This is a genomic window from Maribacter corallii (assembly GCF_047345415.1).
GTDB lineage: Bacteria > Bacteroidota > Bacteroidia > Flavobacteriales > Flavobacteriaceae > Maribacter_C.
Window position 1 is genome coordinate 278,744 of sequence record NZ_JBLFEP010000001.1, and the last position, 22,271, is coordinate 301,014.

Below are 22,271 nucleotides of genomic sequence, written 5' to 3' on the forward strand. Positions count from 1 at the left end.
ACTCTATAATTTGCTCTATTATTTTTTCTTCGCTGGGCGCGTCATGTTGTCTTTGGTCTTATCGAACACAAAATCGATGACCTGTTGGTGCCTCATTTTCGAACGCACTGCACTACCGGCAGCTGGTGAGGCATAAAAGCGCCTTGACGCTACCCTGAACTTACTTGCATCTTTAAAATGCATCAGTAGATGACTCCATGCACCCATATTTCTTGGCTCTTCTTGAGCCCAAACCCAATCATTTGCGTTTTTATATTTTGCCATTACCGCCTTCATTTGGTCATAAGGCAAGGGGAACAATTGCTCCAAACGAACTAAGGCCACATCATCACGCTGTTGTTCTTCTTTAACGGCCAAAAGATCGTAATAAAATTTACCTGTACAAAAAACAAGGCTTTTTACTTTTTTCACATCGGCATTGACGTCATCGATCACTTCTTGAAAAGCTCCGGTCGCCAGCTCATCAACCGAAGAAACCGCCTTCGGATGTCTCAAGAGGCTTTTGGGTGTGAAAATAATCAATGGTTTTCTGAATTTCGCTTTCATTTGTCTTCTCAACAAATGGAATAGGTTTGCCGGCGTTGTGCAATCGGCGATGTACATATTATCGCGTGCACAAAGCTGTAAATAACGCTCCATGCGTGCAGAGGAATGTTCGGCTCCTTGCCCCTCATATCCATGGGGAAGTAGCATCACGAGCCCATTTTGCAACTTCCATTTATCCTCGGCAGCAGAGATATATTGATCGATCATGATCTGTGCGCCGTTGCTAAAATCACCAAACTGGGCTTCCCAAATGGTCAGCGTATTTGGGCTCGCCATCGCATAACCGTAATCAAAACCTACCACTCCATATTCAGATAAGAGGGAATTATAAATCTGAAAACTCCCTTGCTTGTCGGAAATGTGATTTAATAAGAGTACCTCTTCTTCGCTCTCCTCAACCTTCATTACTGCATGTCGATGCGAGAAGGTCCCTCGCTCCACATCCTGCCCTGAAATTCGAACACCATACCCTTCTTCCAATAGCGTTCCATACGCTAAGAGTTCACCCATGGCCCAGTCTAACCTATCGGTTTCAAAGAACATCTTTTTTCGATCCCCTACCAATCGTTCGACTTTTCTCAAGAACTTTTTATCGGTGGGAAGTTCCGTAATGACTTTCGCGATAGCACTCAATTTTTTCTTATCGAAAGTGGTATCGACCGCATCCAGCATTTCCCACTCTCTCACATTTTCAAAACCCTTCCATTCATCGGCCATAAAAGGCGTAATGACAGTTTTGTCTTCCTTACGCGAATCTTCCAACTCCTCTTCGAGTGACGATTTGTACTCTTCTTCTAATTTTTTCACGAATCCATCGTCAATAACCCCTTCCTCCAGTAAGCGTGCGGCATAGATATCCCTAGGGTTCTGATGTTTCGCAATGGCTTTATACAGTTTAGGTTGGGTAAAACGAGGTTCGTCCCCTTCATTATGGCCGTATTTTCTATATCCTAAAAGATCCAGAAAAACATCGCGATTAAATCGCATACGATATTCCAAAGCAAAAAGAGAAGCATGAACAACGGCTTCCGCATCATCTGAATTGACATGCAGTACAGGACTCAAAGTCACTTTGCCCACATCAGTACAATAGGTAGATGATCTGGCATCAAGATAATTAGTGGTGAAACCAATTTGATTGTTCACTACGATATGTATGGTACCGTTTGTTCTATAACCATCTAACTGCGCCATTTGCACGACCTCATAAATCAGGCCTTGCCCTGCTATTGCGGCATCACCATGCACGACTATCGGTAGTACTTTTGAAAAATCATCCGCATAATGGGCATCTTGTTTCGCTCTTGCAATACCCTCGACCACTGCTCCCACAGTTTCCAAATGCGATGGATTCGGCGCAATGTTCATCTTAATCTTGTTGCCATTATCCGATTTTCGATCTGATGTCCATCCCAAATGGTATTTGACGTCACCGTCGAAGATTTCCTGTTCGTAGTCCTTACCATCGAATTCACTGAAAATATCTTTCGCCGCCTTTCCGAAAATATTGGTGAGTACATTCAACCGTCCTCTGTGTGCCATTCCCATGACAAATTGCTCTACCCCCATTTCGGCAGCACGTTCGACCACAGCATCCAAAGCAGGTATCAAAGATTCGTTTCCTTCAAGGGAGAAGCGTTTTTGCCCAACATATTTGGTATGTAAAAAGCTTTCGAAAGATACGGCCTGATTCAACTTCTTAAGGATATGCCTTTTTCGCTTCTCATCGAAATTGGGATGATTGTCATTGACATTGATCCAATTTTGAATCCACAAAACACGTTCAGGTTTTCTGATGTACATGTATTCTACACCAATGGCACTACAATAGATGTTGGTCAGATGCTTGACGATATTTCTTAAACTACTCGACCCGAGACCCAATATCTCACCTGCGGTAAAAACCGTATCCAAATCGGAACTTTCCAAACCGAAATTCTCGAGTTCCAGGGTCGGTATATACTTGCGGCGCTCGCGCACCGGATTGGTCTTTGTAAATAGATGCCCCCTACTGCGATAGCCATCGATCAGTTTCAATACACGGAATTCTTTTTGAAGCGACTGCGGAACGGCAACGAGGCCATCACCTGTCATTGCATCCAAGTCAAGTTCATCAAGCGAGCTTTCCATGCCGAAATCATAGCCTTGAAAAAAAGCACGCCAACTAGGTTCAATGCTATCGGGACTTGTCAAATACCGATCATACAATTCTGAAAAGAAAGACGTATGTGCGGCATTTAAGAAGGAATATTTATCCATAAAACAGTTCTATGTGAACGATATAAAAGTTCATCAAAAATACAACATTTACCATATCTAGTAGTATCTTAGGGATGTAAATACCAGTCAAAGTCGAACAATGATGATTTTTGTAAAGCCCCTTAATCGCAAAACGTTCTTTTTAGGTCTTTTCTTGCTTTTTTCCATAGGTTTTTGTTTTTCCCAAAATCCACAGGGCAACGGCAATTTTTGGGACAAGATCCGTTTTGGTGGAGGTATCGGACTGAATTTTTCAAATGGTGGGTTCAATGGTGCCCTATCTCCAAGCGCCATTTATCAGTTCAACGAAATTTTCGCAGCAGGGATCGGGGCCAACGTCAATTTTTTCAAATTCAACGACCAGCAATTATGGGCATATGGACCGAGCGCAATTGTGCTCGTCAACCCCATACCAGAAATTCAACTTTCGGGCGAGTTCGAACAACTTAGGGTAAACACTTCGATACGTACTCTAGGGAGCACTGTTGAAGAAGACTATTGGTCCCCTGGTCTATTTCTCGGAGCAGGATACTCGACTAACTTTGCAACTTTCGGCATTCGATACAATGTCTTGCACGATAGTGAGGATAGTATCTATTTAAATGCTTGGGTACCTTTTATTCGGTTTTACTTTTAGGGGGTATACTTTTTCTTGTACCACACTTTCTGAAGTTCGCGTCGCAAGATGAGCAAGGTCATTTGTTCAGCGACCTCGACCACGTCGGTCATATGGATATGTTTGAAAGCCTTCTCCGGCACGTCAATCACATAGAGCAGCTGCAAGTATTCAAATTTTTCCAGAATCAAGTAATACACTTTTTCATGGATAAGAGACGATAGCGCCTTAGAATCGAGGCTATTCGGAATTTCAATAGGAATATTGGCCAATCCGAAATCTTTTCTCAATTGCGCCACTAACTTCGGAAAGAGCTGTTCACGAAGAGCAGCCTCAAGAAGCACATCGCTATTTGGGTAATCGAAAGTCATGCTTCATTCTTTGTAGACTACCCCTTCCTTCATTACGAAAATGGCTTTTTCAAGGGTAGCTACATTCTTTGTAGGGTCTTCATCAACGGCGACGATATCCGCTAAAAAACCAGCCTTTAATTGTCCTAATTCATTTTTCATTCCCAAAAGTTCGGCATTTGTGGTGGTAGCAGCCTGTATGGTCTTCATAATCGGCATTCCAGCTTCATGCATGAAGCCGAATTCCTTTCCGTTTTCCCCATGTGGAGAAACACCGGCATCGGTTCCAAAAGCGATGGGAACCCCTTTTTTAAAAGCCTTCCCGAAAGTCACTTGACTTACCGGCCCTATTTCGCGGGCCTTTTTTGCCACTACCGGCGGTAGGTATCCCGGAATATCGGCCATTTTAGCCGCTGCCTTACCCGCTGAAATGGTCGGTACCAGATAGGTATTATGTTGCACCATTAAATCCATGGTTTCCTCACTCATCAAGGTACCATGTTCAATGGTTTTTATGCCTCCTAAAACCGCCCTTCGCATGCCTTCGTCACCATGGGCATGGGCCGCGGTAAGAAATCCGTAGTCTTTGGCCGTTGCGGTAATCGCCTTGATCTCTTCAATAGTGAACTGTGGATTTTGACCGTTTTTAGCTACACTCATTACACCGCCGGTAGCAGTTATTTTTATACAATCCGAACCATCTTTGTAACGTTGTCGAACTGCTTTTTTGGCATCTTCGGGTGAGTTGACCACACCTTCTTTTGGGCCCGGGTCTCCCCGTAAATCTTCTCGCATTCCGTTCGTAGGGTCTCCATGACCTCCGGTGGAGGCAATCGTCTTACCGGCCGTGAAAATTCGAGGCCCTTTTACGATTCCTTTGTTGATGGCATTTCTCAAAGCGATATTCACGCCTGAGCCACCCAGATCCCTGACGGTAGTAAAGCCGGCCATAAGGGTACGTTCAGCATATACGGTAGCCTGTAACGCAACATCCGCAGGGTTTTTGGTAAAACGCTCTAAGTATCTACTGGGGCTTGATTCGCCTTCAATGTGCACATGCATGTCAATGAAACCGGGCAACACGGTTTTGCTCTTCAAATCGATGACCTGATCATCTCCAGAGCCCGAAGTGAATCCGTTTTGAATACTTTTGATCTTGTTTCCGGATACAACTATGGTCTTTTCCCTTAAGACCTTTCCGGTCTCGGTATCCACAATATTGCCGCACTGCAGATAAAGGTCTTGAGCGGAACTAATTGTCAACTGAAAAATAGCAATAAGGAACAGTATTCTTTTCATATCAGGGTTGGTTTTAAACAAAAATGCGAAGAAATATACAACTATTTCTTCGCACTCGCTTCTTAACTCGCCCTACAACTAAAATTATTTCAGTCTTTAATCAGTTTCTTATTTTTTGCTCCCAATCCCAAGCCGATTTCATCGCCTCGTCAAGGGTTGATTTGGCTTTCCATCCTAGAATATTATTGGCTTTTGTGGTATCGGCATAGGCAGATATAACGTCCCCTTGCCGACGGTCTACAATCTTGTAATTCAATTTATTTCCGGACACCTTCTCAAAACTATTGATGACCTCTAGTACTGAACTTCCCTTTCCGGTACCCAAATTATAAACCTCATAATTTGATTCGTTCGCTCGATTCAAAAGTCGCTGAAGTGCCACTACATGAGCCTTTGCAAGATCCACGACATGAATATAATCTCGAATACAGGTACCGTCGGGAGTTGGATAATCATCTCCGAAAACAGATAATTCTTTTCGCAATCCTATACCGGTTTGAGTAATAAACGGAACGAGGTTTTGAGGCACTCCTTTAGGAAGCTCCCCAATTTCAACGCTTGGGTGTGCTCCCATTGGGTTAAAATACCGAAGTGAAATCGCCTGTAAGCCCGTCGTGACCTTGCAGGTATCGGCAATAATCTCCTCACCCATCTGCTTGGTATTCCCATAGGGTGATTCGGCAGTTTTTACAGGCGCATTTTCGGTAATCGGCAACTCATCGGCTTGGCCATAAACCGTACACGAAGAGCTAAAAATAAAATTCGCCTGCGCTTTCTTTGACAGTTCGTTTAAAATATAGACCAAGGTGCCGATATTATTCTCGTAATACAATAGGGGCTTCTCAACACTCTCACCAACTGCTTTCGATGCTGCAAAATGAATGACTCCCTCAATATCATGATGTCTTTTAAAGAAGTCGACCACCTTATCTTTTTCTTTTAAGTCAAGCTTTTCAAATAGGGGCTTCTTACCGGTAATGGCCACGATACCATCGAGAACGTCTTCAGACGAATTGGAGCAGTCATCAATAATGACCACTTCGTAGCCCTCATTCTGCAATTCCACTACGGTATGCGATCCAATGAATCCTAAACCTCCTGTAACCAAAATCTTCATGTATTCGTTTTAAAGTGGGTATTTCTTTTGGGGGTCAAAACTAGCGATAAAAAAACATTAGCCGTTCACAAAATCGATTACGGTTGCAGTAATATAGTTAATCTGTTCGTCGTCAAGCTCGGTATGCATGGGCAGTGATATAACCTCCTTCACCAATTGATTGGTGACCGGAAAATCCGCTTCCTCATACCTGTCGTTCAGATACGCTTTTTGTCGGTGTAAGGGAATCGGATAGTATACCCCACACGGGATTCCCTTTTCAGCAAAGTGTTCCACTAGGGCATCTCGTTTTCCATTGGTAATCTTCAAGGTATATTGATGGAATACATGACAATCGCATGTATCGCATATGCCCTCACAGCCATTGACCGTCTTGGGGGTTACAATATGCATCTGAGCTGCAAAGGCTTCGTTGTATTTGCGGGCTGCATCTCTTCGCGCACTACAGTATTCATCTAGTTTTGGAAGCTTTGCTCTCAACACTGCCGCCTGTATGGAATCGAGCCGTGAATTGACCCCGACGACATCATGATGGTATCTTTTATACATTCCGTGATTGACCATACCCCTTAAGGTGTGGGCCAATTCATCATCATTCGTGAAAATCGCCCCTCCATCGCCATAACATCCTAAGTTCTTGGAAGGAAAGAAGGAAGTCGATCCCACGTGACCGATAGTGCCTGCTTTTTGTTTTTCACCATTGGTAGCCGTATAATTGGCTCCAATAGCCTGGGCATTGTCTTCGATGACATACAAATTGTGCTTTTCGGCCAGGGCTAAAATCGCATCCATATTCGCGCATTGGCCAAAGAGATGTACTGGCACAATGGCCTTTGTTTTTGGACCGATAGCACGTTCAATGGCCGCAACGTCGATATTGAACGTATCTGGTTCTACATCCACCAGTACAGGTGTCAATTGCAGTAAAGCGATAACTTCAACCGTAGCGGCAAAGGTAAAGTCCGCCGTTATTACCTCATCACCCGGTTTCAGGCCAAGACCCATCATAGCGATCTGAAGTGCATCGGTACCGTTCGCACATGGAATGACATGTTTTACGCCCAAATACTGCTCTAATTCCGTTTGAAAAGCTTTCACGTCCGGCCCGTTGATGAAGGCCGAGTTTTCTAAAATAGTGGAAAGGGATGAATTTACTTTTTCTTTTATGGCTTGATATTGACCGTTGAGATCCACCATTTGGATTTTCTTCATGGAGCTGTTCAATTAAATGGAAAGTCTTATTTCTCACAAAAATACGAAACGGACTTCAATCGGTTTTCATGGAAAGAAGTGTATTTTAGCGCCAAAGGATTTTCCATTGGCCATCATCTACAATCTTCTTGTTCACATTGCCTGGTTTTCTCTGAGGTTACTGGCCAAACTCAGTCCTAAACTAAAACTGTTCGTCGAGGGGCGCAAACAAACTTTCGCCATACTCGAAAAGTCGATTTCCCAGGACGATAAGGTTATCTGGATGCATGCCGCCTCTCTTGGGGAGTTCGAACAAGGGCTTCCAATCATCGAAAAATCAAAATCGGAATTCCCGGACTTTAAAATTCTGGTTACTTTTTTCTCCCCTTCGGGATATGAGATAAAGAAAAACACTTCCGCCGCTGATGTGGTAGTCTATTTACCAATGGATACAAAAGCCAACGCCAAACGGTTTTTGGAAACGGTCCGACCGGCGCTAGTACTGTTTGTCAAATACGAAATTTGGCCTAATTATTTGAAGGAAATTGAATCGAGAAACATCCCCACACTATTACTATCCGCGATTTTCAGAAAGGAGCAACTCTATTTTAAATGGTACGGTGGTCTGATGCGAAATGCCCTAGCCGCTTTTTCCCATATTTTCGTTCAGAATAAGGAATCACAAGAATTATTGGCCTCGATCAATATGAACAACTCCGTGGTTTCGGGTGATACCCGATTAGATCGGGTCACCAAGATTCTCGAAAGGGACAATAACCTGCCTTTGGTCCGGGCCTTTAAAGAAGATGCCCTTTGCCTTGTTGCAGGAAGTACTTGGCCCGATGACGAAGCACATTTGGTACACTTTATCAACACCTCTTCTAAAAGCCTGAAATTCATACTGGCCCCGCACAAAATAGAAAAAGCCCAAATCATAGCGCTATCGGCATCCATTAACAAAAATACCGTTCTCTTTTCCGAAGCTGATCTAGATACCATTGGCACTTTTGAGGTGCTCATCATCGATAATATAGGCATGCTCACCAAGGTGTACAGTTATGCCGATATCGCCTATGTCGGCGGAGCATTTTCTACAGGACTTCACAACACGCTTGAGCCTGCGGTTTTTGGCATTCCCGTGATTATTGGCCCAAACTACCAGGGTTTCAAAGAGGCTGAAGACCTGGTCGGCCTCAAGGGAATCCTTTCCGTACAAAATAAAAAAGAATTGAGTACACTACTCAACGCTCTGGTCGAACAGCCGGAATTACTTCAAAAAACCGGGGCTATTAATGCCACATATATCGCCAAGAATAAGGGGGCAAGCATCCAAATTATGGAGCACATCCGTACATTACTCTAACCCCATTGGCGAATCATTATGCGATATTTACAAATTACCCTGGTATACTTTGGCCTCATTCTTTTTCTAAGCTCCTGTAGAGAATCCATTAGCGAACAGCACAATTCACCTACAAAACAAAGTCATCCAGCGCCGTCCGCTCCGGAAAAAATAGGAACTCCCGTTCGTAAAGACTCCATCAAAACGCCTACGAGAACTCAAAAAGACCTGAAAATCAAAAAGGAAAAGAAGCGCGCGTCTGATACCCTTCGGCCAAAGGTGGCAGTTCTATAGCCTTTGTTGAGATTGCCTTTGTTTTTTTGTTAGCTTTACTCGAACCAACAAACCGACCTCATGAATTCCAAAATCTTTACTATTTCACTCATCGTGGCCTTGGCAGGCTTTCTATTCGGATTCGACACCGTTGTTATTTCCGGAGCGGAAAAGAAACTGCAGCTCTTATGGGAATCGTCTGATGCCTTTCATGGCACGGTAGTTATCGGTATGGCATTGTTCGGCACTGTCGTTGGGGCGATCCTAGGAGGAATTCCAACGAACAAAATAGGAAGAAAAAACACCCTGATCTGGATTGGTGTACTGTATTCCCTTTCCGCAATCGGGTCGGCCTTTGCAAATGACCCTGTGACCTTCGGTATTTTTAGATTCATAGGTGGCTTGGGTATTGGAGCCTCAACCGTAGCGGCACCAGCCTATATTTCAGAAATAGCTCCTGCCAAAAACAGAGGTCGTTTGGTAGGCTTTTATCAGTTTATGCTTGTTTTCGGTATTCTGGTGGCCTTCATCTCTAACTATGCCTTAAACGGATTGGGCGAAAACGATTGGAGATGGATGGTAGGAGTAGAAGCCTTTCCTGCGATTATTTATACCCTATTTGTTCTAAGCGTTCCCAAAAGTCCACGTTGGTTGGTTACCAAAAACAGGATGGAAGAGGCCGAAACCGTGCTTGCTACAATTAGTCCTGAAATTTCGATCACCCAATTGAAGGAAGACATGGAGGCAGATAAAACCAGCGCAACGGCATCAGAGAATATCTTTATCAAGAAGTACCGCTTTCCCTTAATGCTGGCCTTTCTCATCGCCTTTTTCAATCAATTCTCTGGTATCAACGCTTTTTTATACTACGCACCGCGCATTTTTGAAGCCGCAGGACTTGGGGAAAACACGGCGCTGTTGAGCAGTATTGGAATAGGTGTTACCAATTTGGCCTTTACTATGTTAGGCATATTCTTGATCGATCGACTCGGAAGAAGGCAACTCATGTATTATGGGTCTTTCGGTTATATCATTTCACTGGCCCTAGTAGCAGCAGCCTTTATCTTTTCATGGGAAGGCATTGCCGTACCGATTTTCCTGTTTTTGTTCATTGCATCGCACGCAATTGGCCAAGGGGCCGTTATCTGGGTATTTATCTCGGAAGTATTTCCTAATCATTTGAGGGGTTCAGGACAGGCATTCGGCAGTTCTGTCCATTGGGTACTCGCATGGCTGATTCCATCTTCGATACCCTTTCTATTCTCATGGATAGGCCCAGGACCCGTTTTTGCCTTTTTTGCCTTTATGATGGTACTTCAGCTTACTTGGGTACATTTCCTTATGCCCGAAACGAAAGGGATCTCCTTGGAGGAGTTGAGTAAAAAATTGAGTGGGCAAAAAAAGGGAGACCGATAGCCATCAAGTGTCGTTTTACCGATAAAACGAGCATTACATCGAAGGAACATACTAAAAATGAGTCAGTTAGTCGAATTGTTGCTTGATTAGGCCGCTTTTACCACACAATTTTGTAAATTAGAGGAAACTATACGAAAAATGGAACAGCAAATTACTCCGGGTACCCGGATATTGAATGGCTTCCTAAGTGTAATGGTGGTGGTATTGGTAGGTATTTTACTTTCCGTAGTCGTCGCACTCATACTTTGGGCCGTCGGTGTCTTTTAACCCAGCGACTTAAGTTCCCCAAAAAAATCTTAAGCCCTATTTATTCTTAAAATTATTTGACTTTTGCCATAAACCGGGCCCTTCAATATGAAGGGTCCTCTTTTTTTTGAGCACACAACAGAAATTCCCTATTGACCCGGGCTATAGGTGACCTTCAAAGATGTCCTTTTTAAACTAGAGTCCCGCAAGTTCCCGATCTAAATTCGGAAAGGTCTTCGTGAGGGCATCGAACAATTCATTCTGAATGTCGGTCGCATACTCGGTATACACTACGTAGCTAATCATTAGCAAACAAAGGGTCAAAGATCCGAAAAGAACCCTTGAGGCAAACAATTTTTCTGAAGTATTCATCGTGCTGGTTGGTTAATTAAGACCTTGAAAAATACCTAATTTTATTTAAATTAACAATTTTTTAACAACAAAGGTTCTTTACTCCTCATACAAAATAGGTGCCGCCCTGATATATCCGTCCCAGAAGTGAATCGAGCCATCTCAAAAGAAAACCATTTTTTAGTTTACCTTACAATTGGTCGCTTCTAATTTTTAGGCAGCTTGCAACCGTCATAGAATCAAAACGGCACCTTTTGGTGAAACGTCATGCTATAGGAATTTCAATAAATCCAAAAAAAGCGTTTTCTACAAAATCGAATGAGGAAATAGACAAGCGGAGAGAAGAATCGCTTGTATTTGAAAGATTGCCAACAGTGAGTTAATACAGAGGGACGATCCGTTATTGCTCGATTGTTTTTTTAGAGAAACCAAAATACATTTTACGGTTTGTCAAACTTGTAGAATTCGACTGTAGAAACCGCTACTTTTATATTTTAAGCGCCCCCCTGCATTATTGCCAATCACTAAAAAACTAGATGAAGCAAAATTGGGTAAATTTCCTTCTTAAAAAGGGGATATTTTAGGAAACAATAGGGTTCATTTTAAGAAATTACAAAAAAGTAACTTCTTAAAAACAAGGTATTTAAGTGGTTTTGAATGCTCTTTTTCGGAACATCAGCGCTATGGTCACATTTTCGGCAAAAATGGGGGTCATTTTTGACACTTACTCCATAAGGCCACACCGACCCTAAAGATTACTGGCCTTACCAAAATATGCCACAGACCTCACTCTGCAGGTACCTTCTTATATTCGGCAGGACTTTTTCCAAGTTCTTTTTTGAAGCATTTCGAAAAATACTTTACATCATTAAAACCGACGACATAGGCGGCATCAGCTACGGAATAATCCGTCTCGGTCAAGTACATGGCAGCCTTTTTAATACGCGTACTCCTAACGAATTCCACCAAGGTCCTACCCGTTAGGGCCTGGCATTTTCTATAGAGCGACGAGTGGCTCATATGCATCAGTTTGGAAAGCTCATCAACGCGAAACTCTGAATCTTCCATTAGAGTATCGATATGACCCACTAGATCGGTCAAAAAAACCTCGTCTTTCGATTTGACCGTTGGTTTGGATGGGTAAACAATCAAATCGGCCTTTATTTTCTTGACGAGACGCTCTCCCCTTGTAATGATATTGTGTGATTTCAACAACAATTCATTCGTACTGAATGGCTTGGCCATATATTCGATGACCCCGGCACGCAACGCGGAAACCCGGTTCCGCGGGTTATCTTCGGCCGTCATAAGGATAATGGGAATATGGGCAGTGGTCTTGGTATCACGTAATTCTTTGGCCAAAGTTATACCGTTCTTCTTGGGCATCATGATATCGCTTACGATCAAATGGGGAAGCTGCTCTACCGCTAGTTGATAACCTTCGACCCCGTCGCTCGCCAGAATGATATTGTAATATCCCCCAAAGAGATCCTTGAGATAGTCACGTAGTTCAAAATTGTCCTCCACGATTAATACGGTCTTGTCGAAGTCGCCATTTAATAGGGTATCATCTGCCTGCTGTATGTTGACCACCGGCCTGCTTATATCTGACTTATTTTCAATTTCAGGAGCGATAGTGGCTACCTCCGACGCTTGGATTTGCAAAGGCAACATCGCCGTAAAACAAGTAATCCCTTGGTTCGAATTGACCATAATAGTTCCCTGATGGAGCTCCATAAGTTCCTTGGAAAGGGCCAGGCCGATACCGGTACCCGATTCTTGGTCCTCCTCCCCTTGATAAAACATCCGAAAAATATACTTCTGGTCCTTTTCGGATATCGCAGCGCCCGTATTCGTAAAAGAAATCAAGGCATTCTCTCCCCTACTGTCACGTTTTAACGCGATTTCAATATTCCCTCCCTTAGGGGTAAACTTAAAAGCATTCGATAACAGGTTATAGAAGACATGTTCAAGCTTTTCCGAATCATAGACGGCACCCCAATCATTACCGTCCACCTTGAAGGTGAAGTTGATATCTTTACGGTCGGCCAATTCATCGAATGAGTTCTTCACTCGTATAAGGTCGGTTCGTAGGTCACTTTGGGCAAAACTGACTTTCAACTTTCCTATTTCCTTATTTCGGACGGCCGTAAGTTCAAAAACAATACGGGAGAGGCGCTTCACATTGTGGGAAATCATATGCAAACGCTTCTGCACTGGGGGGCTCTTCTTCAAAGTAGCTGATTGCAGCATATTCTCGACAGGAATCAAGATCAAAGACAAAGGCGTCTGAATTTCATGGGAAATCTTGGAGAAAAAGTCCATTTTCATTTGGTACAGTTGCCTATCTCCCTCATACTTCAGTTGTTGTAGCTCCACGTTACGTCGAAATCGCAACCACCAAACCAGGGCAATTAACAGACCAACGACCATTAAAACATATCCCAGATATGCCAACGGGTGTCTATAAATTGGGGGAGAGATCTGTATGTTGACAGTTCTTAGAGGGATATCCCACGACCCTGCCTCCGTACCGGCCCGTACCTGAAACTCGTAGGTACCGTCAGGCACCTTAGTATACGAGGCTGTTCTAGAATTCAGCGGTGTGACCCAGTTATCATCCAACCCTTTTAAACGATAGGAGTAAAAGTAATTTGGTGAAAGCACATCATCAAGGGCCAAGAACCCTATCGAAAAGGAGGACTGTTCGTAAGTGAGGGCAATTCGGTCGACATTGGCGATTCCATGGGTCAACTGATCCGGAATGACCGAGAGTGCCGGTTCGTTCAAGATCTGGATACCTTCAATAACCAGTTGAGCATCGGTATTGGCTTTTTCAAGCTTATCGGGATCGAAATAGTTAACTCCACTTAGGCTCGCAAAATAGAACCTGCCTTCGTCATCCTTGTACGAACCTGCCAAGAACCTTGAATCGAGAAAACCGTCGTTCTTGGAAAAAACACTATAGTCTCCCGTATTCGGATTCAAGCGCCAGAGCCCGTTGACTGCGCCCAGCCATATATTGTCTTTGTCCTGCGCTACAACGGATTGAAAACTGATACGCTCAATTGCCGTTATATGCGTATAATCACTATATTTCTTTGTATTCGTATCAAAAGAGTACAAGCGGCCATTATAACTGACCAACCACAACACTCCTTCATTATCCACGTCTATGATCCTGATTCCTTTAAATGCAGGATCCACTTCTCTCTTGCTAAAAATATCGTAGTATTCAAAATCCGATTTTTTAAGGTCGGTAGCATCCTCCTTAAATTTATAAACCCCATTTTTAGCACTGATCCAAAGCGTGCCCTCCTTGGTTTCGACCACATCTCTTCCTTGAGATCGATCTGTACTGAAAGACGCCCCACTATATTCTGCCAAAAGCACCCCTTTTTTCGAATACACGAAAAAACCCATTTCGGTCAATACCCAAACCCTATCCTTTCGGTCTTCATAAATTTCATGAATAATGGATGCGCGCATTCCTTGTTTATCAGCTATAGGAAAGCGACCCGCTTTCTTGCTCTTCTTATCGAACTCCCAAAGACCATCGCCAAGCGTCGCCACCCAAATCGTGTTCGCTTCTACTTCAAAAACCACTTGCACAGAAAGTCCACTGCTATAATCATCTGCTACGAGATAGGCCTCCTTACCACCAGTATCTGGATCCACTCGCAAAATTCCCCTACCTTCCGTCCCAAACCAGAGAGACCCGTCTTGTGATTTCAAAAGTGATCGTACCCGTGCAGGTTTGTTGTACAGTGCAGCGGAATAGCTGCTCACTTTCGAATCCGTATCCTCACTCAAAATCACGTTGATATCTCCATAATCACATGCAATCCAAAGATTTCGGTTATCGTCTTCATACAAATCACCGATCGAGTTGCTGCTCAGGGTGTTCGAATCAAAGATACTGTAGGTTAGGATTTCCAACTGGTTTCGTTCGGGGTCGATTCTGAACAATCCGTCCGGGTCGGTACCTAACCAGATATTCCCTTTAAAATCACAAGTGAGGACAAAAAAAGAGGTCTTGGTCGCCTGCAGAATTTCTTGGCTCAGAATCTCCTCTTGTATGAATTTTTTGCGTTCCGGGTCGTATATCAAAATCCCTAAATCTTTAGCTGTCGTGCCAATCCAAATCCGGCCGCGCTTGTCCAAAGCGATATCCGTCCAGAAGGTTGTTGGCATTTCTTTGGGCATCTCAATATATGCAGAGGTATTTGACTGAGTGTCATACATAATCAATTCTCCCGTTCTTTTGATCAAGAAAAGCTTTCCGGCCCCATTCTTCACCATTCTCATTATTCTGCCAAAACTATCAAAATGTCCAGGGAGGGGGTGTTCATGTTCAATAGTATCGTTATCTGAATCAAAGAGCAAGAGCTTCCCGTCGAGGGTAGCCATCCAGATTTTATTTCCGTCAGGAAGCATGCGCTTTATGCGATAGTCTTCAAGAGGGGCACCTTCAATGGACTGCGGGCTAAAATCTTCTTGGCTATTCATTCGGGAGACAAAACCTAATTCTGATCGGATCCATAGTACCCCGGTTTCATTCTTGGCGATACCTTGGACCATATCGTCCCCTATTTCTTGGTGAAAGATACTTTCATAAGGAATCGACTTGAATTCGTGACCGTTATACTTGTTGATTCCGTCGATCTTTCCAATCCACATATACCCAAGGGTATCTTGCACCATGGGAATCTTTTCGAATTGATGGGTAGGGATCTTATGTTCTAGTCGAAGTACCTTGGACTTTCGTTGGGCGTAAAAGATGGTCACATTTAAAAAAAGGTATACATAGAGCATACCTCTACTTATAAAAGCGACCTGTCCATTTCTACTGGAACCACCAGTTTTAACTATCAACTGTAGGGCATTTTAGAAGTCATTACGACAAGAAAATGATTAGATTTAAAAATAACAATAAGATGTCAAAATAAAAAATACTCTCCACTTTGCATAAGAACGGTTTGGTATCGATTCATATAGTTTCAATACATTCCCTAATTCAGGTGCCGATAACCATTTCGTTCGACCAGAGCACTGTCAACCCTCATTTTTTCTATATCATAAGCTATGATATTAAAATAAGTGACTTGGTAATAGCGCTCCCCTCTCGATAGTTACGCGACCATCGGAAAGGCCCTTAAATACGTTTCTATAGGTATCGCCGTCATCGGTTTCAAATATTTTCACACCCGATCTGTTGAAAATTTTCACCTTATTACTGATGAGATTCTTCATACCTTCAAGGTAGAAATAATCATTTCTATTATCATCATTGGGTGTGACTACAGTATAGGTTTCCAAGTTTTCAGGCTGGATACCCTCGTTCACCCTGACAAACGCAAACATTCTATAGGAGTTCCGGGCTACCGACTTAGATACCGTTTTACCATTCGTATCGACGATTCCACCTTCACTCCTCCAACGGCATTCGTTACTATTCCACCACGAAATGAGTATTGCGGTTTGTGGATTGGCTACTATTTCTGACCTAGTGGCAGTAGGTTTATCCCAACTCAGTGTACGTACTACACCAGTGGTGGTATTGGTATTGTATGCAAAAAGGCTCGTTTGAATTTCGGTGGCCGAGACGGGAGCGGCCGTGTCTAAATCGGCGATATTCAGTCGTGGAACAAGAACACCCTTGTCGTTCACTACAATATCCAACTCGGCGGAAGCATTTGGTAATGAGGTGCCAACACCCGCTTGGGCTCGAGAAAACAGCAGCCCGAAAATGAGGGCCAATAGAAATAAAAGGTTTGGTTTCATAGAAAACGAAATTGGAATATGACGATTATTCTGATTGCTTTCGGCGTTCGATTTAAGAGGACATTTGGTCTTGTAAAATAGAATCGGATACGTAGGTCTCCCTTTTGGAGTGTGCCCCAAGGAGGTATTTACAATTTGTATTGAAAAGATGCCCAGTCCCATTTATTTTTAAGTATTCACTCGAAAATCCAACACTTTAAAGCAGCTGGATCAAGCAAAAAATAATATCTGTGTTGGTTAGAAATTTATATTCAAGAGAACGCCTTGAATCCCAACGCTGTATAGGGACAGTGATTTAACCTTGATTAGGTTCAATGTAATCAATAACGAACTGTATTCCCCTTTATTCTATACCCAGTGCTTATTTTTGGTTGATGTTGGACAGGTTGGTCCATCTAATTGATCGCTCACATCCTACATAATTCGTTCAAATTCAATTTTTTGGAAAAAAATTTAGAGCACGCCCCAACCGATTGGCATCATCAGAAAAAAGTTCGTGTTCAAAGAAGATGGCGTGAATCTATTACTGAATTTTCAAACTGATCAATTGGAATACAGATTTCAACTCCATTTTTAGACGAAGTGGTTCCTTCTCCTTGAAATAGTTGATTTCAAGGCCATATGACACGAAGGTGACACCTAAATGTCGTGTATATTGCCAATGGATATCGCTAGCTTTGGACCAAACAAATTCCAATGCCATGCAAAATCAATCCCTAGGAAAAAACCTGATCTATCAAAGAAAGTTAAAAGGCTACTCTCAAGCCGACCTTTCCGCAAAGACCGAAGTCACGGTACGCACTATTCAACGTATAGAAAAGGGAGATGTCAATCCTCATCTACAAACCATAAAATTGTTAGCCTCTGCGCTTGATATTGAGGTGGATGATCTGTTGCATCTCGACAACCCAAAGGAAGAAGCCATACAAAAAAAGTGGTTGCTTCTATTGCATAGCACGCCTTTACTAGGTTTTGTACTCCCTTTTTGCAATGTACTTTTCCCATTGTTTTTATGGATTCACAAAAGGGAAGATAACCCGATATATGATAAACATGGTGTACAGATCGTCAATTTTCAGATTACGGCCATGATGTTATATGTGCTTTCATTTATTGCCTTATTGACCATAGAGAAATGGGGGTTTTTTCTATTCATTTCGATTATTCCCTTATGTCTCATAGTGATTTTGGCCAATATCATTTATGCGGTAAAATCGTATAAATGCTATTATCCGCTGGCTATTCCATTTTTACGTTTCAAAGGCAGAAAGAGTGCTGCCACTATACTGCTATTGCTCCTTTTAATCATCTTTTCAAACTGTTCTCCTCAAAAGAGAAATACCATTGTCCGTTTGGATGGCACTACAATCACAACGGATTCACTCACCTCAAAAATTAAGCAACTCGTCAAAGATGCGAAAGTACAGGGCATGGCGGTCGCGGTATTTAATAACCATCAACCGGTCTACCAAAACGTATTTGGCTACAAGGATTTTCAGAAGAAAACCGTTTTAACCGATTCGACTAATATCTACGGGGCCTCTTTGAGCAAGGCCGTTTTTAGTGTCTTGGTCATGAAATTGGTCGAGGACGGAGTTATTGACCTTGATACGCCCCTAGAATCATATCTACCCAAAAAAATATATGAGTATGAGCCGCAAACACGTTGGCATGATAACTATTCCGATTTAAAAACGGATTCCCTCTACCACAAAATCACGGCTCGGATGTGCTTGGCGCATACTACGGGATTTGCCAATTGGCGGTTTTACGAGTCGGACAGAAAGTTAAGAGTCAATCATATGCCCGGCAGCAAATACAGCTATAGTGGCGAAGGTTTTGTGTACTTGCAGGTCGTATTGGAAAAACTCACTGGAAAAGGATTGGAAGCGCTTGCCCAAGAGCTTGTTTTCAAACCTTTGCGGATGGAGAACTCTTCGTATCAATGGCTACCTCGGTTTGAACAAGATTTTGCCTATGGCCATAGAAAAGACGGGGAACCCTATCAGAAAGACACTGACAACGAGCCTCGGGCGGGTAGTACATTGGAAACGACCTCGGGTGATTACGTCAAATTCTTGACGGCCGTTCTTACCGAAGAGCTTCTAAGTGAAGCATCTTACAATGAGATTTTCAGTCCACAAATCCGCATTCATTCCGCAGCACATTTTGGACCCAACTCCACAACTACCACGACCAAGTACGAAGGTATTAACTTGAGCTGCGGATTGGGATGGATCTATCTCGATACTCCGTATGGAAAAGCGGTATCCAAGGGAGGCCACGGAGATGGTTTTCAACACTACTCCATTCTGTTCCCCGAGTCTGGAAAAGGAATCTTGATCATGACCAATTCCGATAATGGGGAAAGCATCTACAAAGCACTACTTGAGGTAGGTATAGCAGATATATATACGCCTTGGGAATGGGCTAACTACACCCCTTATTCTGTAAACCCCAACAACTAGATCCTATGAAAAGCATATTAATACTACTAGTATTCACGTTGTTTCATCTTAGCTGCTCGAACTCAAAAACTATTCTAATCGAACGTTTGGACGGTTCTAAAATCTCGGTTGCCGATTTAGATACACAGATTCAAAAACTAGTGGATACGGCCAACGTTACAGGTATCACCGTTTCTGTTTTCAATAAGGATACCCTAACCTATCAAAAAGCGTTCGGATATTCGAACTACGAGAAAAAAGACAGTTTAAGAATAGATGAAGTGTTCTATGGTGCTTCATTGAGCAAATCTTTATTCGGGTATCTTGTGGCACATCTGGTTGAAGAGGGTGTTCTTGATCTGGACAGGCCTTTACAACATTATTTGGACAAGCCTCTACCAGAGCTACATTTTGAAAAGGAATGGCGCGGTTTCAAAAACCTTCAAGACGACAGCAGACACGAACAGATTACGGCTCGAATGTGCTTATCACATACTACAGGTTTTCCCAATTGGAGGTGGATAAACAGAATTGGGGAGTTTCATGAGGAAGGAAAAATACAGATCTATAGCGACCCGGGAACCAGATACAGCTATTCAGGAGAGGGTATTCGTCTACTTCAAATCGTCATCCAAAAAATTACAGGAAAAGATCTTGAAGCCCTTGCTAGGACACTGGTTTTTGACCCATTACAAATGGATATGAGCAGCTATGTATGGCAAAAACGTTTCGAAGAAAAGTACTGTTATGGCCATACCGCAGATCAACAGGTCATTCCTAAGGACATAGAAGATGAGCCGGGTGCTGCAGGCTCCATGGAAACCACAGCTACGGATTATTCAAAATTTCTGGAACATATACTAGCACTGGAATCCCAAGATTCACCCATAACCCAACTCATGTTTGAACCGACCATTGAAATTACATCGAAAATGCAATTTGGACCGGAATCTCTGGAAACCTCTACCGAAAACGAAAAAATAGGTCTTAATTATGGAATGGCTTGGGGCCTCATGACCAAAACACCCTATGGAAAAGCGGTTTTCAAAGAAGGACACAGTGATGGATTCCAGCATTATTCCATTCTATTTCCAAAAAAAGATACAGGCGTACTATTGATGTCGAATAGTGACAATGCGGAACGTATTTTTAAAGAATTACTACAAATTACCATCGGCGATAGCTATACTTCTTGGAAATGGGAAAATTACATCCCATACAATGAAAAGTAATCTTCCGAAGTTGAGGTAGAACTAAGATCAAAAAAAGTCATCTTAACGAGATGGTTTTTTGGAGATTCCAGTCCAATCGATTTTCAGAAGGTCAATCTGCATCAAACCATATTAGACCAAAAATGACTATTTTATACAATTGAGAAAAAAAGTGGATCGATATGTTTGAGCAATCAAAACTATTTATGGCACTCTCTGACGATCATGTGTATTCTGAAGTGTATCCTTCAGAAAGCCTCCATGACTTTGTATCACTTTATTTCGAAACCAAAAACCTTTCCGATGAACCACAACAGGTGACCATTTGTCCTGACGGGTATTTCAAACTTATCGTGCAAGTACTCCGTGGAAAGATTACCGCTTTTTTTCTAACAGGACTCTGGACGAACGAGGTCGATATCGTCATTCCTCCTAAAGTAATAAGCTATGGTATTAAATTCAAGGTGATTGCGCCCGAGCTCATATTCCAAAAAAACAATGCCATAAATGATACCACTATGAAAAAAAAGCGCTGTTATCTTCCGCATTCAAACACAATAACTTAGATGCTTTCTCTAAAGCTTTTATAATACTCAAAAAAGCGATTATTGAATGAGTTCCGAAATCAATCGCCAGAGTTCATTATCAAAGCTTGAGGGGCCGAGAGTCGCATCTCCACTGTCTTGGCCCATACGTACGACGACCAAATTCTGACTGGGTACCACGTATAGTTTCTGATCGTTCTTTCCCAAGCCGGCATACAGGTCGGCTGGAGCATTGGGAATCAACTCCGTAGTAAAAACCAGCTGCGAGCCGGGGGCCATTGAGCTTTCTTTTCCGTTGAGCCACCACAAATAACCATAAGATTTGTTCAAATCTTGGGAAGTGTTTTTCATATCAGAAAGATAATCCGGGTCATTGAGTATGGGTGTGCCCTCCCAAACACCGTTATTCAGGTTTAACAATCCAAATCGGGCCATACTGCGGGCATTGCTCCAGTACGTATTGTTGCCACCATCGGAAACCCATTGACCGGTCATTCCTATTTTGTTTTTCAATTTATTTGTAAAATAACTCTCGAAAGTCGTCATTGACGCATTGGCAACCACATCTTGAATCAGGGTATAGGGGGCATTGTGATACGACCATCGAAGGCCCGCGTCATCGACGTAAGTCAAACAATCCGGTGTTTTACAGTCCCAAGTCGTCTCGTCCAAACCTGTAGTCATCGTCAGTTGGTGCCAAATGGTAATCAAATCTTCTTTCTCGCCGGGTATGCTTGTCCAACCCTTTCCTAGATAATCCGAGGTTTTATCAGATAGGGTTAAAATACCTTCTTCCGCTGCAATTCCAGTTGTAAAGGAGGTCAGTGTTTTTCCTGCCGATGCCCAATACCATGGGGTATTCGAAGTAAAGTTATCACCATACCATTCAATGGCTATCTTCCCGTTTTTCAATACGATAAAAGCCTTTGTTCCCTTTTCGGTCAGCAACGCAAATAGTTCTTGCTCGGCCGAGACATTCCAGTTTAATTCTTCAAGGGAAATTCCTTCCCAACTATCCGAATCAATAGGCGGAAAATAGAGGCTCTGCACCTCGCTTTCGACTGGCGTAACGGTTTCACTATCCGAATCTTTTGTACAATTCGCGACAAACAAGCTAAAGCATATGTAACCGAGTAGGCGTAGATTTTTCATAGCACTGTTTTGGTTATAGGACGTATAGTGCACGCAAAGGTTTAACGCAAAAACTACTGAAATCTTGCAAAAGAAGGGTTAGGCGGTTCAAGGGCATGATAGACCAACCCAAGAATAACGGGTTTT

At 42.8% G+C, this 22,271-nt stretch carries 17 protein-coding genes; 8 read left to right on the forward strand and 9 right to left on the reverse strand.

The window, feature by feature from the left end; genetic code table 11:
- Nucleotides 1-18: 18 nt before the first annotated feature.
- The gene (locus tag ACKWCA_RS01245; protein ID WP_413976314.1) at nucleotides 19-2,805 is read right to left on the reverse strand and encodes a 2-oxoglutarate dehydrogenase E1 component; all 2,787 of its coding nucleotides are present in this window, start codon (nucleotides 2,803-2,805) and stop codon (nucleotides 19-21) included.
- Between the two features lie 100 nt (nucleotides 2,806-2,905).
- Between ACKWCA_RS01245 and ACKWCA_RS01250 the strand changes: the two genes are divergently transcribed.
- Nucleotides 2,906-3,442: an alpha-ketoglutarate decarboxylase gene (locus tag ACKWCA_RS01250; protein WP_413976315.1), complete on the forward strand. Its 537-nt coding sequence runs from the start codon at nucleotides 2,906-2,908 to the stop codon at nucleotides 3,440-3,442.
- Here ACKWCA_RS01250 and ACKWCA_RS01255 read toward each other — a convergent pair.
- The 4 genes from ACKWCA_RS01255 to ACKWCA_RS01270 form a co-directional block, all read right to left on the reverse strand.
- Nucleotides 3,439-3,792, reverse strand: a complete 354-nt coding sequence (locus ACKWCA_RS01255) for a hypothetical protein (protein WP_413976316.1) — start codon at nucleotides 3,790-3,792, stop codon at nucleotides 3,439-3,441. The genes ACKWCA_RS01250 and ACKWCA_RS01255 overlap by 4 nt on opposite strands.
- Nucleotides 3,793-3,795: 3 nt before the next feature.
- Nucleotides 3,796-5,070, reverse strand: a complete 1,275-nt coding sequence (locus ACKWCA_RS01260; RefSeq protein WP_413976317.1) for a metal-dependent hydrolase family protein — start codon at nucleotides 5,068-5,070, stop codon at nucleotides 3,796-3,798.
- Between the two features lie 100 nt (nucleotides 5,071-5,170).
- Complete coding sequence (gene galE, locus ACKWCA_RS01265) at nucleotides 5,171-6,187, reverse strand: UDP-glucose 4-epimerase GalE (RefSeq protein WP_413976318.1); 1,017 nt, start codon at nucleotides 6,185-6,187, stop codon at nucleotides 5,171-5,173.
- Nucleotides 6,188-6,244: 57 nt separating this feature from the next.
- Nucleotides 6,245-7,399, reverse strand: a complete 1,155-nt coding sequence (locus tag ACKWCA_RS01270) for a DegT/DnrJ/EryC1/StrS family aminotransferase (RefSeq protein ID WP_413976319.1) — start codon at nucleotides 7,397-7,399, stop codon at nucleotides 6,245-6,247.
- Nucleotides 7,400-7,415: 16 nt separating this feature from the next.
- Here ACKWCA_RS01270 and ACKWCA_RS01275 point away from each other — a divergent pair, with 16 nt between their 5' ends.
- The 4 genes from ACKWCA_RS01275 to ACKWCA_RS01290 all read left to right on the forward strand — a co-directional run bounded on the left by ACKWCA_RS01275 (nucleotide 7,416) and on the right by ACKWCA_RS01290 (nucleotide 10,676).
- The gene (locus tag ACKWCA_RS01275) at nucleotides 7,416-8,741 is read left to right on the forward strand and encodes a 3-deoxy-D-manno-octulosonic acid transferase (RefSeq protein WP_413976320.1); all 1,326 of its coding nucleotides are present in this window, start codon (nucleotides 7,416-7,418) and stop codon (nucleotides 8,739-8,741) included.
- An 18-nt stretch (nucleotides 8,742-8,759) separates the two neighbouring features.
- Nucleotides 8,760-9,014: a hypothetical protein gene (locus tag ACKWCA_RS01280; RefSeq protein ID WP_413976321.1), complete on the forward strand. Its 255-nt coding sequence runs from the start codon at nucleotides 8,760-8,762 to the stop codon at nucleotides 9,012-9,014.
- 60 nt (nucleotides 9,015-9,074) lie between these two features.
- Nucleotides 9,075-10,409, forward strand: a complete 1,335-nt coding sequence (locus tag ACKWCA_RS01285) for a sugar porter family MFS transporter (RefSeq protein ID WP_413976322.1) — start codon at nucleotides 9,075-9,077, stop codon at nucleotides 10,407-10,409.
- A 138-nt stretch (nucleotides 10,410-10,547) separates the two neighbouring features.
- Complete coding sequence (locus ACKWCA_RS01290; RefSeq protein ID WP_413976323.1) at nucleotides 10,548-10,676, forward strand: hypothetical protein; 129 nt, start codon at nucleotides 10,548-10,550, stop codon at nucleotides 10,674-10,676.
- A gap of 174 nt (nucleotides 10,677-10,850) precedes the next feature.
- Here ACKWCA_RS01290 and ACKWCA_RS01295 read toward each other — a convergent pair whose 3' ends face one another.
- From ACKWCA_RS01295 to ACKWCA_RS01305, 3 genes are all read right to left on the reverse strand, one after another.
- Entirely contained in the window at nucleotides 10,851-11,027 is a 177-nt protein-coding gene (locus ACKWCA_RS01295) for a hypothetical protein (protein WP_413976324.1), read from the reverse strand.
- 765 nt (nucleotides 11,028-11,792) lie between these two features.
- Nucleotides 11,793-15,881 (reverse strand): two-component regulator propeller domain-containing protein, encoded by a 4,089-nt coding sequence (locus ACKWCA_RS01300; RefSeq protein WP_413976325.1) that lies wholly within the window; start codon nucleotides 15,879-15,881, stop codon nucleotides 11,793-11,795.
- 216 nt (nucleotides 15,882-16,097) lie between these two features.
- Nucleotides 16,098-16,790, reverse strand: a complete 693-nt coding sequence (locus ACKWCA_RS01305; RefSeq protein WP_413976326.1) for a T9SS type B sorting domain-containing protein — start codon at nucleotides 16,788-16,790, stop codon at nucleotides 16,098-16,100.
- Nucleotides 16,791-17,491: 701 nt separating this feature from the next.
- Here ACKWCA_RS01305 and ACKWCA_RS01310 point away from each other — a divergent pair.
- The 3 genes from ACKWCA_RS01310 (at nucleotide 17,492) to ACKWCA_RS01320 (ending at nucleotide 21,014) form a co-directional block, all read left to right on the forward strand.
- Nucleotides 17,492-19,258 (forward strand): serine hydrolase, encoded by a 1,767-nt coding sequence (locus ACKWCA_RS01310; protein WP_413976327.1) that lies wholly within the window; start codon nucleotides 17,492-17,494, stop codon nucleotides 19,256-19,258.
- A gap of 5 nt (nucleotides 19,259-19,263) precedes the next feature.
- Nucleotides 19,264-20,469: a serine hydrolase domain-containing protein gene (locus ACKWCA_RS01315; RefSeq protein WP_413976328.1), complete on the forward strand. Its 1,206-nt coding sequence runs from the start codon at nucleotides 19,264-19,266 to the stop codon at nucleotides 20,467-20,469.
- 161 nt (nucleotides 20,470-20,630) lie between these two features.
- Nucleotides 20,631-21,014, forward strand: coding sequence for a DUF6597 domain-containing transcriptional factor (locus ACKWCA_RS01320; protein ID WP_413976329.1), 384 nt, complete (start codon nucleotides 20,631-20,633; stop codon nucleotides 21,012-21,014).
- A 39-nt stretch (nucleotides 21,015-21,053) separates the two neighbouring features.
- Here the strand turns inward: ACKWCA_RS01320 and ACKWCA_RS01325 are convergent, their stop codons facing one another.
- Nucleotides 21,054-22,145 (reverse strand): serine hydrolase domain-containing protein, encoded by a 1,092-nt coding sequence (locus ACKWCA_RS01325; RefSeq protein ID WP_413976330.1) that lies wholly within the window; start codon nucleotides 22,143-22,145, stop codon nucleotides 21,054-21,056.
- Nucleotides 22,146-22,271 lie beyond the last annotated feature (126 nt).

What these genes read in the sequence shown, in the direction of transcription:
- ACKWCA_RS01245 (WP_413976314.1), bottom strand. Translation starts at nt 2,805, where the DNA reads ATGGATAAATATTCCTTCTTAAATGCCGCACATACGTCTTTCTTTTCA.
- ACKWCA_RS01250 (WP_413976315.1), top strand. Translation starts at nt 2,906, where the DNA reads ATGATGATTTTTGTAAAGCCCCTTAATCGCAAAACGTTCTTTTTAGGT.
- ACKWCA_RS01255 (WP_413976316.1), bottom strand. Translation starts at nt 3,792, where the DNA reads ATGACTTTCGATTACCCAAATAGCGATGTGCTTCTTGAGGCTGCTCTT.
- ACKWCA_RS01260 (WP_413976317.1), bottom strand. Translation starts at nt 5,070, where the DNA reads ATGAAAAGAATACTGTTCCTTATTGCTATTTTTCAGTTGACAATTAGT.
- galE (WP_413976318.1), bottom strand. Translation starts at nt 6,187, where the DNA reads ATGAAGATTTTGGTTACAGGAGGTTTAGGATTCATTGGATCGCATACC.
- ACKWCA_RS01270 (WP_413976319.1), bottom strand. Translation starts at nt 7,399, where the DNA reads ATGAAGAAAATCCAAATGGTGGATCTCAACGGTCAATATCAAGCCATA.
- ACKWCA_RS01275 (WP_413976320.1), top strand. Translation starts at nt 7,416, where the DNA reads ATGGAAAGTCTTATTTCTCACAAAAATACGAAACGGACTTCAATCGGT.
- ACKWCA_RS01280 (WP_413976321.1), top strand. Translation starts at nt 8,760, where the DNA reads ATGCGATATTTACAAATTACCCTGGTATACTTTGGCCTCATTCTTTTT.
- ACKWCA_RS01285 (WP_413976322.1), top strand. Translation starts at nt 9,075, where the DNA reads ATGAATTCCAAAATCTTTACTATTTCACTCATCGTGGCCTTGGCAGGC.
- ACKWCA_RS01290 (WP_413976323.1), top strand. Translation starts at nt 10,548, where the DNA reads ATGGAACAGCAAATTACTCCGGGTACCCGGATATTGAATGGCTTCCTA.
- ACKWCA_RS01295 (WP_413976324.1), bottom strand. Translation starts at nt 11,027, where the DNA reads ATGAATACTTCAGAAAAATTGTTTGCCTCAAGGGTTCTTTTCGGATCT.
- ACKWCA_RS01305 (WP_413976326.1), bottom strand. Translation starts at nt 16,790, where the DNA reads ATGAAACCAAACCTTTTATTTCTATTGGCCCTCATTTTCGGGCTGCTG.
- ACKWCA_RS01310 (WP_413976327.1), top strand. Translation starts at nt 17,492, where the DNA reads ATGCAAAATCAATCCCTAGGAAAAAACCTGATCTATCAAAGAAAGTTA.
- ACKWCA_RS01315 (WP_413976328.1), top strand. Translation starts at nt 19,264, where the DNA reads ATGAAAAGCATATTAATACTACTAGTATTCACGTTGTTTCATCTTAGC.
- ACKWCA_RS01320 (WP_413976329.1), top strand. Translation starts at nt 20,631, where the DNA reads ATGTTTGAGCAATCAAAACTATTTATGGCACTCTCTGACGATCATGTG.
- ACKWCA_RS01325 (WP_413976330.1), bottom strand. Translation starts at nt 22,145, where the DNA reads ATGAAAAATCTACGCCTACTCGGTTACATATGCTTTAGCTTGTTTGTC.